Annotated in this window: 13 protein-coding genes; 11 read left to right on the forward strand and 2 right to left on the reverse strand. The window is 69.8% G+C overall.

Translation table 11 applies throughout. The features are described from left to right. Positions 1-16 precede the first annotated feature (16 nt). Positions 17-1,372, reverse strand: coding sequence for an NAD(P)/FAD-dependent oxidoreductase (locus tag B9S58_RS35685; protein WP_103536006.1), 1,356 nt, complete (start codon positions 1,370-1,372; stop codon positions 17-19). Positions 1,373-1,672: 300 nt separating this feature from the next. Between B9S58_RS35685 and B9S58_RS35690 the strand changes: the two genes are divergently transcribed. From B9S58_RS35690 to B9S58_RS35740, 11 genes are all read left to right on the forward strand, one after another. Continuing rightward, complete coding sequence (locus tag B9S58_RS35690) at positions 1,673-2,236, forward strand: dTDP-4-dehydrorhamnose 3,5-epimerase family protein (protein ID WP_103536007.1); 564 nt, start codon at positions 1,673-1,675, stop codon at positions 2,234-2,236. Between the two features lie 113 nt (positions 2,237-2,349). Further along, a complete protein-coding gene (locus tag B9S58_RS35695) occupies positions 2,350-3,672 on the forward strand; it encodes an acyltransferase (protein WP_258045231.1) in 1,323 nt (440 codons plus the stop codon). A gap of 19 nt (positions 3,673-3,691) precedes the next feature. Beyond that, a complete protein-coding gene (gene sgcG, locus B9S58_RS35700; protein WP_103536009.1) occupies positions 3,692-4,363 on the forward strand; it encodes a 2-amino-4-deoxychorismate dehydrogenase SgcG in 672 nt (223 codons plus the stop codon). Further along, positions 4,360-5,814, forward strand: a complete 1,455-nt coding sequence (locus B9S58_RS35705) for a phenylacetate--CoA ligase family protein (protein ID WP_258045232.1) — start codon at positions 4,360-4,362, stop codon at positions 5,812-5,814. Before sgcG ends, B9S58_RS35705 begins: the two co-directional genes overlap by 4 nt. A gap of 16 nt (positions 5,815-5,830) precedes the next feature. Then, on the forward strand, positions 5,831-7,312 hold the full coding sequence (gene sgcD, locus B9S58_RS35710; protein ID WP_103536010.1) for a 2-amino-4-deoxychorismate synthase SgcD: 1,482 nt from the start codon (positions 5,831-5,833) through the stop codon (positions 7,310-7,312). After that, positions 7,309-7,962: an aminodeoxychorismate/anthranilate synthase component II gene (locus B9S58_RS35715; RefSeq protein WP_103536011.1), complete on the forward strand. Its 654-nt coding sequence runs from the start codon at positions 7,309-7,311 to the stop codon at positions 7,960-7,962. The genes sgcD and B9S58_RS35715 overlap by 4 nt, the downstream gene beginning before the upstream one ends. A 70-nt stretch (positions 7,963-8,032) precedes the next feature. Beyond that, a complete protein-coding gene (locus B9S58_RS35720; RefSeq protein ID WP_103536012.1) occupies positions 8,033-9,190 on the forward strand; it encodes an epoxide hydrolase family protein in 1,158 nt (385 codons plus the stop codon). 109 nt (positions 9,191-9,299) lie between these two features. Continuing rightward, complete coding sequence (locus B9S58_RS35725) at positions 9,300-10,571, forward strand: class I SAM-dependent methyltransferase (protein WP_103536013.1); 1,272 nt, start codon at positions 9,300-9,302, stop codon at positions 10,569-10,571. Continuing rightward, positions 10,571-11,305: a trans-aconitate 2-methyltransferase gene (locus B9S58_RS35730; protein ID WP_103536014.1), complete on the forward strand. Its 735-nt coding sequence runs from the start codon at positions 10,571-10,573 to the stop codon at positions 11,303-11,305. The genes B9S58_RS35725 and B9S58_RS35730 overlap by 1 nt, the downstream gene beginning before the upstream one ends. Further along, positions 11,302-12,534: a DegT/DnrJ/EryC1/StrS aminotransferase family protein gene (locus tag B9S58_RS35735; protein WP_258045233.1), complete on the forward strand. Its 1,233-nt coding sequence runs from the start codon at positions 11,302-11,304 to the stop codon at positions 12,532-12,534. The genes B9S58_RS35730 and B9S58_RS35735 overlap by 4 nt, the downstream gene beginning before the upstream one ends. Before the next feature lie 86 nt (positions 12,535-12,620). Beyond that, positions 12,621-13,007, forward strand: a complete 387-nt coding sequence (locus B9S58_RS35740; RefSeq protein WP_181009567.1) for an enediyne antibiotic chromoprotein — start codon at positions 12,621-12,623, stop codon at positions 13,005-13,007. Positions 13,008-13,151: 144 nt separating this feature from the next. Here B9S58_RS35740 and B9S58_RS35745 read toward each other — a convergent pair whose 3' ends face one another. Then, positions 13,152-14,219: a glucose-1-phosphate thymidylyltransferase gene (locus tag B9S58_RS35745; protein WP_103536017.1), complete on the reverse strand. Its 1,068-nt coding sequence runs from the start codon at positions 14,217-14,219 to the stop codon at positions 13,152-13,154. Positions 14,220-14,294: the final 75 nt, after the last annotated feature.

The raw sequence follows: 14,294 nt of genomic DNA on the forward strand, positions 1-14,294 counted from the left end.
CGGTCGGCCCGCGCGTTCACGCGGCCGCCCCGGACGGAGCGGACTGCTTGACCGAGGAGTTCCGCATGACGCGCAGGGCGAGGCCGGGACGCATCAGAGCCTGCGGGGGATCGACCAGCCCGGCCACCCGGAAGAACGCTCCGGTGACCTCACCGTCGACGGCCGCCGCCGCGTGCAGGCGGGCCATGTAGGCGTTGGCCATCTTGACCTTCATGGTCCGGGGGCCCTCCACTCCGGGGAAGTTCAGGTCCGCGCCGGCGGCGATGTCCCACGGGACGTCTATGACCGAGGAGATCCGCCGGAAGAAGCGCGTCGCGTCGGGGTCCGGGACATCGCTCAGGTGATCGCGCAGCGCCACCGCCTCCAGCGCCGCCACCGTCATGCCCTGGCCGTAGACGGGGTTGAAGCTGCACACTCCGTCGCCCATGACGAGGAATCCGCCGGGAAAGCGGCGCAGCCGCTCGTAGCGGCGGCGGACACTCGCCGGGAAGCGGAAGGTGACCGGCTCGTCGAGGGGTTCCGCGTCCCGGACCGCCCGGTAGATCTCCGGCGCGGCCAGCGACTTGGCGAACGCCAGGAAGCCCTCGTCGTCGGTGGGCGGGTGGTCGCCGAGGATTCCGGTCAGCGAGAGCTGGGAGCTGCCGTCGGCGAGCCGGGGAAAGAACGCGCCGCGGGGGTTGGCCGGCGATGCCACCGGGTTGATCGACAGATCGGTGCCGTACGGGTCGTCCTTGAGCTTGAAGTGGCGCGTGGTGTAGGCTAGGTCGATCTTGAACCGGTCTTCCGCGGGCCGCTCGTATCCGAGCTCCTCCAGCCAGGCCGGCGCACGCGAGCCGCGTCCTGTGACGTCGACGACGAGATCGGCCTCCAGATGCGTGGGTGTGTCCGTTCCCGACGCGTCGACCACGTCGACGCCGGTGATCCGGTTGCGGTCGGCCGAGGCGGTCAGGCCGCGGATGACGCACCCGTCCATGATCTTCACCCGGGGCAGCGCGGCGACCCGGTCGCGTACATGGGACTCCAGCTCGGGCCGGGTGGCCGAGACGCTGATCAGCCCGGTGTCCGAGGGCTGGAGTCTGCGGCCGTTGAAGTACCACCGTAGGTTTCCGGCGATGTCCCCGGCGGGGATGCCGGCCGATGTGAGTTCGGCGGCGAGGCCGGGGAACAGCTCATCAAGGATCTGCTGGCCCCTGGCGAGCAGGGCGTGCGCGTGGCGGCCGTGCGGGACACCACGGCGGGGCTCCTTGCCGTCCAGCCGGTCCCGGTCGATCACCAGCACTTCCTGATACGTCTCGGACAGGACGCGCGCGGCGAGCAGCCCCGCCATTCCTGCCCCGAGGACTACCGCGCGGTCTCGGGCGTGCTTGGTCATCTGCGGTCCGCCTCCGTTGGCTCCGATGGCTCTGCGGCCCCAGGGACTGTCGTCGAGCTGCCGTCTGCCGAGCGGCAGTTCGACGACAGGCCCTGGCCGGGCGTGTCCGGGCCGTCGGGCCTTGGACCGTTGCATCGTCACGCCGCTTGTCGGCGGCCTGCATCTCCCGGCGTGCTGAGCTGGAACGAAGAGGCCCCGGAGGCCGTCCGTCCGCCCGCGCCGACGGCCTAGACTGCGGGATTTCGACGGGTCCGGCGGCCCCTTCGGCCGCATTCACGCGCCATCGGGAAGGGACGAGCCATGAAGCCGATCGGGATCTCGGGAGCGTGGACCGACGAGAAGAGGATCTTCCGGGACGAGCGGGGTTCGTTTCGCGAGTGGTTCCAGGACGAGCCGTTCCGCCGCACCGTCGGGCACCCCCTCGACGTACGGCAGGCGAACTGCGCGGTCTCCGCCAAGGGCGTGCTGCGCGGCATCCACTTCGCCGGGGGAGAACCCGGCCAGGCCAAGTACTTCAGCTGCCTGCGAGGCACGGTGCTCGGCGCGGTCGTCGACATCCGGGTGGGGTCGCCCACCTTCGGCGACTGGCGGACCGTGGAGCTCGACGACATCGACGGCCGGGCTCTGTACGTCTCCGCGGGTCTGGGGTTCGGGTTCTTGACGCTGAGTGAGGAGGCGGTGATCACCTACCTGTGCTCCGCGCCCTACGACCCGCGGCGCGAACACGGCCTGAACCCGTTGGACCCGGAGGTCGGCATCGCCTGGCCCGCGGAGACCACTCCGGTCCTCTCGGAGAGGGACTCGTCGGCCCCCGGACTCGCCGAGGCCGGGCGGCTGGGGTGGCTGCCTTCCCACTCCGGCTGAAATAAGTCGTTCCGAGCACCGGAAGAGCACGTTTGGAGATGCGGCTCACACTCCGAAGACCTGACTATTTCGGGAAGTCAACGAGCAAGTGCCAAGGGAAAGGGGACCGTTCCATGGGGGACGTCCTTCGCGACACAGGTGGCGCAAAAAGTAAGCGAATACCGAAGTTCGAGGGACTGCGAGGGGTCCTCGCACTGGGTGTGGTCGTTTACCATGTCGCGTTCCAGGCCGGAGTGGGCAGCTTCATCGACCAGCCGGGCAAGCCCTTCTGGGGCGTTCTCGCCGACGGTCTCGGGGTGTGCCTCCCCCCCTTCTTCGCGTTGTCCGGCATGATGCTCTACAAGCCCTACGCACGCGTCACCATCAGCGGGACGAAGCGGCCCGCCACCGGGCGGTTCCTCAAGCGCCGGGCGCTGCGCATCGTGCCCGCCTACTACCTGCTGCTCGCCTTCGCGCTCCCCGGCTACAACTGGTACGAGATCGACAGCGTCGGCGACGTCCTGCGGCCCCTGCTGCTCATGCACTTCTACCTGCCCGAGGGCCAGCCGATGCACGGCATCGAGCCCACCTGGACGGTCCCCGCGGAGTTCACGTTCTACCTGGCCCTGCCCCTGATCGCCTGGGTCGGTCACCGGCTGGCCCGCGGCGGCCGGACCCCCGCGCAGAAGGCACGCCGACTGCTGCTGCCGCTGGCCGCGCTGGAAGTCATGGCCATCTGCTGGGTCACGTACACCAACCTCCCCTCCACCGGCGCGACGATGCAGTGGTACTGGCCGCCGTACTACGCCGGCTGCTTCGCGGCGGGCATGGCACTGGCGATCTACTCCGCGTACGCCGAGAAGACGCCTGACACCCCCGCCTTCTACCGCTTCGTGATCCGGCGTCCACTGATCTGCTGGCTGCCGCTCATCCCGCTGTTCCTCCTGTACGCCACCAAGCCCATCGGCATCCCGGGCATGGGCGACAACGCGGCCCTGGTCCAGGAGCTCGTGGACCACTTCGTGCTGACCCTCTTCACCCTGCTGCTCCTGGCACCGATGACGGTCCCGGGCGCCGAGTCGCGGTTCTCCGACGCACTCTTCACCAGCAAGCCGATCCTCTTCCTCGGCCAGATCTCCCTCGGCGTCTACCTCTGGCACGAGATCGTGATCAACCTCTGGCTCAGGAACGGCAGCATCTTCGGCAAGTCCCCCGTGCCAACACCGGAGTTCCGCGGTGATATGGGGTTCTGGGAGCTGTTCCTCTTCACCATCGCGATCAGCGTCGTGCTGGCGACGATCAGCTTCTACCTCGTGGAGAAGCCACTCATCCGATTCGGCGAACGCGGCGGCCCGCCCCGGGGGAGCCTTCCCCCCGCCCCGGCGGAACCGGCTCTGCAGATCCCGGGCACACGCCGGCCGGACAGTTCCGCGGAGCCCACCGCCGACCGCACCTGACTCCCCAAGGAGGCACCCCGTGACCGCACAGATCAAGATCCTCGCGATCAACGGTTCGGAACGTGACGGCAACACCGCCGACGTACTGCGGCACGCGGCACGCACCGTCGAGCCCCGCGGCGTCGATTTCGAGGCCGTGGACCTGCGCTCCATCACGATGGAGCGGTGCGGTCCGTGCGGGGACTGCAACGACAGGCCCGTCGCCTGCGCGCTGGCCGACGGGGTGCCCCAGGTGATCGAGAAGATGATCGCGGCGGACGGGATCATCTTCGCGGCTCCCGTACACGGATTCGGCACCGCCAGCCTCATGCAGACCTTCATCGAGCGCGCCGGTGTCGGCTATCTGCGCTTCGACCGGCCGCTGAGCAACAAGGTCGCCGGCATCATCTCGGTCGCCCGGCGCTACAGCGCCGGTGAAGTGTGGGCCCAACTGGCCGTCAACGCCCTGCTCAACAGGATGATCCTGGTGGGCAGTGGATTCCCGGCGACGGTGCACGCGCTGCACCGGGGCGACGCGCTCAAGGACGACGAGGGCCTGACCAACGTCTCCCGCATGGTCAACCGGATGACGGACATGATCGAGCTGCTCGGCGAGCACCGCCGACTGTCCGGCCGTTCGGACGCCCTGGCCTCCGGCGAGGCCAACGAGCGTGTCGGTCTCGCGCTCAACGAACTCCAGGCACAGCCGTGAGCGGCGGCCGGCTGCCGGCCCCCGGCGGGGCCGGACAGCCGGGCTCCGCCGCGGCCGACGACTTCTGGTCCGCCTACGGGCGGGTGAGCGATGACTTCTACCGCGGTGAACTCACCACGGCCGACCGGGAGCGTTGGGAGAGCCGGCGGCTGACGGCGGTGCTGCGCCATGTCACCGGCCGCTCGCCGTTCTACCGCCGCCACCTCGCCGGGGTGGACGTCGAGGCGGTCACCCCCGCGAACCTCGCGGAACTGCCCTTCACCACCAAGGACGACCTGCGGCGGGAGATGCACGGCGTCCTGTCCGGTCCACTGCACGAGGCACGCATCTACTACGAGACCACCGGTACCACCGGTGCCGCCACCCCGTGCCCGCGTGGCGAGAAGGACATCGCCACCAGCAACATCGCCGTCCGGGAGTCCTGGCGCCGGATGCTCGCGGCCCGGTTCGGGGACCGGATGCCCGTCGTGGGCCTGATGGGGCCGTCGGAACTGTACGCGTTCGGGGATGTGTTCACCGCGGTGGCCGCGGAGCTCGGAGCCTGTCACGTAAAGATCTGGCCGGAGTCCCCGCGGGTCGGATTCCGCAAGGCCCTGCGGCTGATCGAGGAACTGGATGTCGAGGTGCTGGTCTGCGCCCCGGCCCTGTGCCTGAGCCTTGCCAAGGCGGCGCTGCACTACGGCTACGACCTGGCCGAACTGCCGGTGAAGCTCTTCTTGACCCTGGGGGAGATCTGCACCCCGCAGTTCGCCGACAACGTCGCGACCCTCTGGCCGCAGGCCGTCGTGCGGCCCACCCTCTACGGCTCCCAGGAGGCGCTGTGCATCGCCACCGGAGCGGACTCCGGGGCGCTCCATCTCGCCCTGCCCAACTACCTGGTCGAACTGATCGACCCCGACACCGGCACCGTGCTCGGCGACACCGGTGAGGGCGAACTCGTCCTCACCATGCTGGTCGACGGCATCAAACCGCTCATCCGCTACCGCACCGGCGACCTCGTCCGGATCGTCCCGGCCGAGGCCGGCGCCCCCCTGCCGGGACCGCGGATCCAGGTTGTCGGCCGAGTGGCCGACCGCATCCCGCTGGGCGACGTGACCCTCCAGCCCGCCGAGCTGGAGGCCGCGGTCCTCGAAGGGGTGAGCGGCTGCCTCGGCTACCAGGTCGTCATCGACCGGCAGCCCGACGGCGGCGACGCGGTCACCGTCCGGATGGACCTGCTGCCCGGCGCCGGCCCGGAACGCGGCAGGATCGGCGAGGCCGTCGCCGCCCGGCTGCGGGAGCGGACCGGGGCCCACGCCCGCATCGTCGTCGACACCGACCTCGACCCGGTGACCCACACCGGCTCCTTCGTCAGCTGGAAGGCCGCCCGGGTCGTCGACAACCGCTCCGGCCCCGACCGGGCGGCGCTGACCGCCCGCCAGGTGGCACACCGCTACGCCATCACCACGTGATCCGGAGGTCCCAGCGATGACCGACCCGTGCATGGTCTCGGCCCCGGTGCGGGTGCGGACACGACGGCTTGTGGTGAAAGAGGTGCGGGCGCTGTCCGCGTACCGTGCGCTGGCCGAGCACTTCGGACCCGACGAGGTGTACCTCCTGGAGTCCGCGGCCGGACCGGCCCGCGACCGCAGGCATCAGTTCGTCGGCTTCGGCGCGCTGCTGTCGCTCTCGGTCACCGACAGGGCGGTGCGTGTCGAAGGCCCGCCCGCCCTGCGGAGTCTGATTCTGGACCGGGCGGGGGCACTCCTCGAAACCGGTCCTGACGGACTGCGTCTGAGGACCCCGGCCGGACTGTGGGACCTGCTGCGAGTCATGCGCGACATGTTCGAGGCCGAGGGGTCCGCCTCCCGCTTCCGTTTCGGCTTCCTCGGCTTCTTCGGCTACGACACGGCCCGCTACATCGAGGACCTGCCCCACCTCATCGAGACCCGGCCGGAACTGCCCGACGTACGCCTGGTCCTGCACCGCGGCAGTGTGGTCACCGATCTCGTGACCGGCCGGAGCGAACTGCTGCTTCACGAGTCCCCGTACTGGCCCGGCCTCGCGCCGGAAGCGGTCTGCGGGCTCCTCGCCGACGCCGAGCGGGCCTGGCCCGACACGCCCGCCGACGGGTTCCCCGCATCGGCGGTCACCGACGACAGTGACCCCGGGGTGTTCGCGAACGACGTCGAGCGCTGTCTGAAGCACATCGCCGTCGGTGACATCTACCAGGTGCAGATCGGCCATGAACTCTCCATCCGTTCACCGGCCGACCCCGCCGACGTCTACCAGCGCCTGCGTCGGCGCAACGCGTCCCCGTACATGTACCTGGCGGGCATCGACGGGCACCGTTTGATCGGCGCCAGCCCGGAACTGTTCGTGCGCATCGAGGACGGAGAGGTCACGATGCGGCCGATCGCGGGCACCGTGCCGCGCTCCGGCCCGGACGGCGGCACCGCGGCAGGAGCCCGGCTGCGGTCGGACCCCAAGGAGATCGCTGAGCACACCATGCTGGTGGACCTGTGCCGCAACGACATCGGACGGATCGCCCGGCCGGGAACCCTCGACGTACCCGACCAGCTGGACGTCGAGGGCTACTCACATGTGCTGCACCTCGTGTCCACGGTGGTCGGCCGGGCCCGGGCGGACACGGACGCCTTCGACAGCATCGCGGCGCTGTTCCCCGCCGGCACCATGACGGGCGCTCCCAAGATCCGCGCCATGGAGATCATCGAGTCCGTCGAGCGCAGCCGTCGGGGCTTGTACGCCGGCGCGCTCGGTCTCCTCGACGTGGGCGGCTATACCAACCTCGCCCTGTGCATCCGCACCCTGTTCCACCACGACGGTGTCTACCGCACCCGGGCCTCGGCGGGAATCGTCGCGGATTCGGTACCCGGTACGGAGTGGACCGAGACGCTGGCCAAGATGAGCGCCACCCACTGGGCGGTCACCGGAGAGGAACTGCTGTGAACCCGCCGTTCACCGACGGGCCCCGCCGGGGTCCCGGCAAGCCGCACGTCCTGGTGGTCGACGCGTTCGACAGCTTCGTCGACATCCTGCGCCAGTACCTGCTGTCCGCCGGCGCGGAACCGGTCATGGTGCGATCGCACCTGATGCCCCCGGACGAGATGAGGCTGATGCGGCCCGACGCGGTACTGCTGGGCCCGGGCCCGGGCCACCCCGACACCTCGGGACACGTCGAGGTCGTACGGGCCTTCGCCGGAGAGGTGCCGCTGCTCGGGGTATGTCTGGGCCATCAGGCCATCGCCCGCGCCCACGGTGCCGCCACCGTGCCCGCACGGCATCTGATGCACGGAAAGACGAGCCGGATCACGCACGACGGGCGGGGCGTGTTCGCCGGACTGCCCGACAGGTTCTCCGCCGCCCGCTACCACTCGCTGATCGTGCCGGAGAACACCGTGCCGCCGTCCCTGGAGGTCACCGCGCGCGCCGCGGACGACGGCTACGTGATGGGTCTGCGCCATCGGTCGCTGCCGGTGGAGTCGGTCCAGTTCCATCCGGAGAGCTTCCGCACCGAACACGGCATGCCGATGATCCGGAACTTCCTGGCCTCCGTGCGGTCCTTCGCCGCGCGGGAGCGCACGGCGAAGGCGGCCTGACACAAGGTCCCCGATTCAGGGCGGCGGTGTTCCCGCCGCCCGTTCCCACAACAACGAGGGTGGATTGACTGTGCGTCCCTTCCGTATCGAGATCGACCAGTCCGACATCGACGACCTGCACCGCCGGATCGACGCCACCCGCTGGCCGTCGGAGATATCCGGCGCCGGATGGGACCGCGGAGTCCCGCTGTCCAGTCTCAAGGAGCTCACCGAGCACTGGCGCCACGGTTACGACTGGCGGGCCGCCGAGGCCGAGCTGAACCGGTACCCGCAGTTCACCACCACGATCGACGGCGCCGAGGTGCACTTCCTGCACGTGCGCTCGCCCGAGCCGGACGCGATGCCGCTGGTACTCACCCACGGCTGGCCCGGCTCGGTGGCCGAGTTCCTCGACGTCATCGGGCCGCTGAGCGACCCGCGGGCCCACGGCGGCGACCCGGCGGACGCGTTCCACGTGGTCGTCCCCTCCATGCCGGGGTACGGCTTCTCCGGTCCGACCACCGAGCAGGGCTGGGACGTGCGACGGGTCGCGCGTGCCTGGGCAGAGCTGATGAGCCGCCTCGGGTACGAGCGCTACGTCGCCCAGGGCGGCGACTGGGGCAAGGTCGTCTCGCTGGAGCTGGGCCTCGCCGACCCCGACCACGTGGCGGGGGTGCACCTGAACATGCTGGTGACCTTCCCGCCGCAGGACGATCCGGAGGCCATCGGGCGCCTGGACGAGAGCGACCTGGGCAAACTGGCGCACGGCGGGCAGTTCGCCGACACGGGCATCGGCTGGCAGCGCATCCAGGCCACCCGCCCGCAGACCCTGGCCTACGGACTCACCGACTCCCCGGTCGGCCAGCTCGCCTGGATTCTCGACAAGTTCCAGGAGTGGAGCGGCGGCAAGAACGTGGAGGACGCCATTCCGCGCGACCGGCTGCTCACCCACGTGATGATCTACTGGCTGACCGCGACCGCCGGATCCAGTGCCCAGCTGTACTACGAGTCGGCGCACGGCATGGCGGACTTCGCACGCACCTGGGGCGGGCCGTGGCCGCTGACCGCCCCCGTCGGCGTCGCGGTGTTCCCCGACGACGCCACACGGCCCATCCGCGCCTTCGCCGAGGCCATCCTGCCCACCCTGACGCGGTGGACCGAGTTCGACCGCGGCGGGCACTTCGCCGCCATGGAGCAGCCGGATCTCCTCGTCGGGGACATCCGGACGTTCACGCGTCCACTGCGCTGACACACGGTTGGGCACACACGAAGTGGAGCGCCCGTCGGCCGGAACCCTAGATTGACGGTCCCCGGACCGACGGGCCCGATGTCGTCGGCTCTCGCCGTCAGGAGACTTCATGCTGGAGAAATGCAGACGGGACGACACCTGCCGCGTTTGCGGTGCGGACGACTGGATCGAGGTCATCTCGTTCGGTTCGCTGCCGCTCGCGAACGGCTTCGTCGACCCGGCCGACGCCGATGAGGCGCAGGACGCCTTCCCGCTGGACGTCATCGTGTGCCGGCGGTGCCGGCTGATGACGCTGCGGCATGTCGTCGATCCCGAGACGCTGTTCAAGCACTACGTCTACGTCTCGTCCGACTCCGACCAGATCCGCGAGCACATGCGTCACATCGTCGGCCTGGCCACTCGGCGGGCGGCTCTGGTCCCCGACGACCTGGTCGTGGAGATGGGCAGCAACATCGGCACTCAGCTCGCGATGTTCGAGGCGGCCGGCATGAGGGTGGCCGGGGTCGACCCGGCCGCCAACCTCGCCGAGATCGCCAACGAGCGGGGCATCGCCACCGATCCGGACTTCTTCGGGCCCGGCCCCGCCTCCCGCATCACCGAGGGCCAGGGCCGGGCGAAGGCCGTCATCGGCCGCCAGTGCTTCGCGCACATCGACGACGTGCACCGCATCCTGGACGGCGTCGACGTGGTGCTCGACGACGACGGCGTCCTGATCATCGAGGTGCCGTACCTGCTGAACCTGCTCGACGAGAACCAGTTCGACACGATCTACCACGAGCACCTGTCCTACTTCTCCCTGCACACGCTGAGCCATCTCTTCGGTGCGCACGGCCTGCGCGTCATCGACGTGGAGCGGGTGGCCGTCCACGGCGGCTCGATCGCCGTCGTCGCCGCGCGGGAGACCGCCGCACGGACCCCCCAGCCGTCGGTCGCCGCGCTGCTCGCCCTGGAGGAGGCGCGCGGTCTGCTGACCGAAGCCCCCTACCGGGCCTTCGCCGAGCGGGTGACGCGGGTGACCGAGGCGGTCCGCACGCTGGTCCACGGCCTGGTGGCGGACGGCAAGCGGGTGGCCGGCTACGGAGCCCCGTCCAAGGGCACCCAACTGCTGATGGCCTGTGAGCTGACGGCCCAGGACATCACCGTCTGCGGCGACACCACCAGCCTCAAGCACGGCAAACTGCTGCCGGGGACCCACATCCCCGTCCTGCCTCCGGAGGAGGTCGCCGCCACGGAACCGGACTACTACCTCCTCCTCGCCTGGAACTACACCGAGGAGGTCGTCCGCAAGGAACACCGCTTCCTCGCTGCGGGAGGGAAGTTCATCGTTCCCGTACCGGAGCCCAGGATCATCTCCGTCCAGTCAGCGAAGGAGCTCGTCTGATGGAGTACGGCCCCGAACACGCGCAGTTCTACGACCTCGTCTTCCGCAGCCGCGGCAAGGACTTCGACATGGAGGCCCGCGGCCTCGCCGAGCTGATCCTCGCAGGCCGGCCCGACGCCACCTCGCTCCTCGACGTGGCCTGCGGCACCGGAGCCCACCTGGAGACGCTCGCCACGCTCTTCGGCCACGTCGAGGGTCTGGAGTACGCGCCCGCGATGATGGAGCAGGCGGCCGCCCGGCTGCCCGGCGTCCCCCTGCACTCCGGGGACATGCGGTCGTTCGACCTCGGCCGCACCTTCGACGCGATCACCTGCATGGGCAACGCGCTCGGCGAGATGGGCTCGGTCACCGAGCTGAAGGCCGCGGTGTCGGCCATGTCGGGCCACCTGAACTCCGGCGGGGTCCTCGTCGCTGAGCCCTGGTACTTCCCCGAGAACTTCCTCGACGGCCACGTCGGCGGGCATCTGCACCGCGAGGAGGGCCGTGTCATCACTCGTATGACGCACTCCGTGCGGCAAGGCGACAAGTCCCGGCTGGAAGTGCGGTTCAGAGTCGCGGACTCGACCGGATTCCGCGAGTTCTCCGAGGTCCTGACCTCCAGCCTGTTCACCCGCGAGCAGTACGCCGACGCCTTCGAGACAGCGGGCCTCACCGTGAAGTTCGTGCCCGGCTTCCGGCTGGCCGACGGCCGGCCCAACAGCCCCGGCCTCTTCCTCGGCATACGCGCGGCATGAGCGACGACCGGATGCTCCTGGCATCCTTGCCCACGCCCTACTTCAGCGAACCGCTGCACGTCGGGCGCCCGAACCTGGGCTCCCGGGACCGGCTGATCGAACGGATCGACGGTGCCCTGGAACGGCTGTGGTTCACCAACGACGGTCCTCTGGTCAGGGAGTTCGAGGCCCGTGTGGCCGAGTTCGCCGAGGTCAGGAACTGTGTCGCCGTCTCGAACGCCACCACCGGTATCCAGGTCGCCGCGAAGGCCCTGGGCATCGGCCCGGGGGACGAGGTGATCGTCCCCTCGTTCACCTGGGTCGCCACCGCACACGCACTGGACTGGATCGGCGCGGTGCCCGTCTTCTGCGAACTGGACGAGGAGACAGGTACCGCCGACGTGGCACACGTGGAACGGCTCATCGGACCGCGCACCCGCGCGATCCTGGACGTGCACGTCTTCGGCCGGCCCGCCCGGATCGACGAGCTGAGCAAACTGGCCGAGGAGCACGGCCTGCCCCTGCTCTTCGACGCCGCGCACGCCTTCGGCTGTACCTACCGGTCCAAGCCGATCGGAGGATTCGGCACCGCGGAGATCTTCAGCTTCCAGGCGACGAAGTTCGTGAACAGCTTCGAGGGCGGGGCGATCGTCACCGACGACGACGAACTGGCCGACCGGCTCAGGGCCATGCGCCACCAGGGCCTCAACGCGGCACATGAGATCACCGGAAGCGGCACGGTCGCCCGCATGCACGAGATCAGCGCGGCGATGGGCCTCACCTCGCTGGAGGCGGCCGACGTCTTCACCGAGGTCAACCGGCGCAACTACCGGCTGTACGAGAACTACCTGGACGGTCTGCCCGGCGTGCGGGTGCGCCCGCAGCAGGTGGGCGAGCAGTCGAACTGCCAGTACGTCGTCATCGAGGTGAACGCCACCCGCGCCGGCCTGCGCCGAGACGAGCTCCAAGCGGTGCTCCAGGGGCACAACGTGCTCGCGCGCGCCTACTTCAGCCCCGGTTGCCACAGCTGCGAACCGTACCGGTCCGCCCCCGCCCGCCACACTCCCGACCCGTTGCCGAAGGTGGAGGCGCTCACCGAGCGGGTCCTGTCGCTGCCCACCGGGATGGCAGTCGGCCCCGCCGAGGTGGAAGGCGTCTGCCGCATCATCCGCGCGGCGGTCGACGGGAGCGCGGTGCCCAAAGCTGATCACAGCACAGGAGGAGATGCGAGCTGCAGCCATCGGCCGTGAGCATGTCAAGAAATGCAGTCCCCATCGAGATGGAGTACAGCATGCCGTTACGTCACATGTCCCGCCGCGCCTCCAGGTTCGGCGTCGTGGCTGTCGCATCCCTCGGCCTGGCCGCCGCCGCCCAGTCGGTCGCCTTCGCCGCGCCCGCGTTCTCGGTCAGCCCCGCCTCGGGGCTGAGCGACGGACAGAGCGTGTCGGTGTCCATCAGCGGTGCGTCCGCGGGCGAGACCTATTACATCGCCCAGTGCGCACCTGTCGGCGGACAGGACGCGTGCAATGCCGCGACAGCGACCTCCTTCACCACGGACGCGTCCGGAGCCGCGGCGTTCACCTTCGTGGTGAAGAAGACCTACACGGGCAGCACGCCCGAGGGCACGCCGGTCGGAGCCGTCGACTGCGCCGCCGCCGCGTGCAACCTCGGCGCGGGCAACTCCGGCCTGGACCTCGGCCACGTGGCCCTCGACTTCGGCTGACCTGAGGTTCCCCCCCGGTACCGCGGACCGGGGGCCTCCGCATGCCGTCGGGCCTGTCGCACCGGTGCGACAGGCCCGACGACATACCCCTGCGCGGGTAGCGCCCGTACCGGGGCGTGTACGTCGTACGCTCCGGTACGGGCGTCAGGCCGCGATCTCGATCCGGACGTGATCGCCGACGACCAGCCGGTGACGTGCCTCGCCCCGGCCCCCGGGCGCCACGCTGGCCCCCCGGCCGATCAACGAGCCGTGCAACCCGGCGACCGTGAGTATCGAGGCGTCGTCCAGGACGATGGAGTCCGAGAGCCGGGACTCCCGCACCGTGCAGTGCTGGCCGATGGAGGTGAAGGGCCCGATCTCGCTGTCCTCCACGACCGTTCCCGCACCGATCGCCACCGGCCCGACGATCCGTGAGCGAATCACCCGGGCGCCTTCCCCGATCACCACACCGCCCACCAGTTCGCTGTCCGGCCCCACCTCGCCCGACACCCGGGACACGAGTCGTCCGAGCATCCGGCGGTTGCACTCCAGGACGTCCTCGACGCGCCCGGTGTCCTTCCAGTACCCCCCGAAGCGCTCCGCCTCCACCCGGGCCCCGTGTTCCAGGAGCCACTGGAGGGCGTCGGTGATCTCCAGTTCCCCGCGGGCACTCGGTGCGATCGCGTCGACCGCCCGGTGCACCTCCGCGGTGAAGAAGTACACACCGATCGCCGCCAGGTCGCTGCGCGGCTCGCTGGGCTTCTCCACCAGACGCCGCACCTGCCCCGCGGCATCCAGTTCGATCACGCCGAAGGCCCTCGGGTCGCGCACCTGGCGCACGATGATCGACGCGGCGGGGCGGCACTCGGCGAACTTCCGGGCGTGCGCCGAGAGGTCCCCGTCGAGCATGATGTCACCCAGGTACAGAACGAAGTCGTCGCCGGCGAGATAGTCGCGCGCCAGTCGTACGCAGTGGGCGATACCCAAGGGCCGCTCCTGGCGAATGTAGGTGATCCTCAGACCGAAACGGCTGCCGTTCCCGATCGCCTTGATTATTTCTTGGGCCCAGTCGCCCACGATCATTCCGACATCGGTGATACCGAGGCCGCGAATATTCTCCAGAACGTATTCCAGGACCGGCTTCCCGGCGATCGGAACAAGCTGCTTCGGCATGGCGTAACTGATCGGGCGCAGACGGGTCCCCGAACCGCCCGAGAGTACAAGTGCCTTCATTCTGTTCCGCCCTTCAGCGCAATCACTGAAATGTCTGGTCACTGTAGACCGCACCGCACGGGCGACGCTTCTCAC

The sequence above is a fragment of the Streptomyces sp. SM11 genome (assembly GCF_002910905.1).
Taxonomy (GTDB): domain Bacteria; phylum Actinomycetota; class Actinomycetes; order Streptomycetales; family Streptomycetaceae; genus Streptomyces.

Bases quoted from the DNA above. Each gene is read 5' to 3' on its own strand.
- B9S58_RS35690 (WP_103536007.1), top strand. From the start codon at position 1,673: ATGAAGCCGATCGGGATCTCGGGAGCGTGGACCGACGAGAAGAGGATC.
- B9S58_RS35735 (WP_258045233.1), top strand. From the start codon at position 11,302: ATGAGCGACGACCGGATGCTCCTGGCATCCTTGCCCACGCCCTACTTC.
- B9S58_RS35695 (WP_258045231.1), top strand. From the start codon at position 2,350: ATGGGGGACGTCCTTCGCGACACAGGTGGCGCAAAAAGTAAGCGAATA.
- B9S58_RS35730 (WP_103536014.1), top strand. From the start codon at position 10,571: ATGGAGTACGGCCCCGAACACGCGCAGTTCTACGACCTCGTCTTCCGC.
- B9S58_RS35685 (WP_103536006.1), bottom strand. From the start codon at position 1,372: ATGACCAAGCACGCCCGAGACCGCGCGGTAGTCCTCGGGGCAGGAATG.
- B9S58_RS35725 (WP_103536013.1), top strand. From the start codon at position 9,300: ATGCTGGAGAAATGCAGACGGGACGACACCTGCCGCGTTTGCGGTGCG.
- sgcD (WP_103536010.1), top strand. From the start codon at position 5,831: ATGACCGACCCGTGCATGGTCTCGGCCCCGGTGCGGGTGCGGACACGA.
- B9S58_RS35745 (WP_103536017.1), bottom strand. From the start codon at position 14,219: ATGAAGGCACTTGTACTCTCGGGCGGTTCGGGGACCCGTCTGCGCCCG.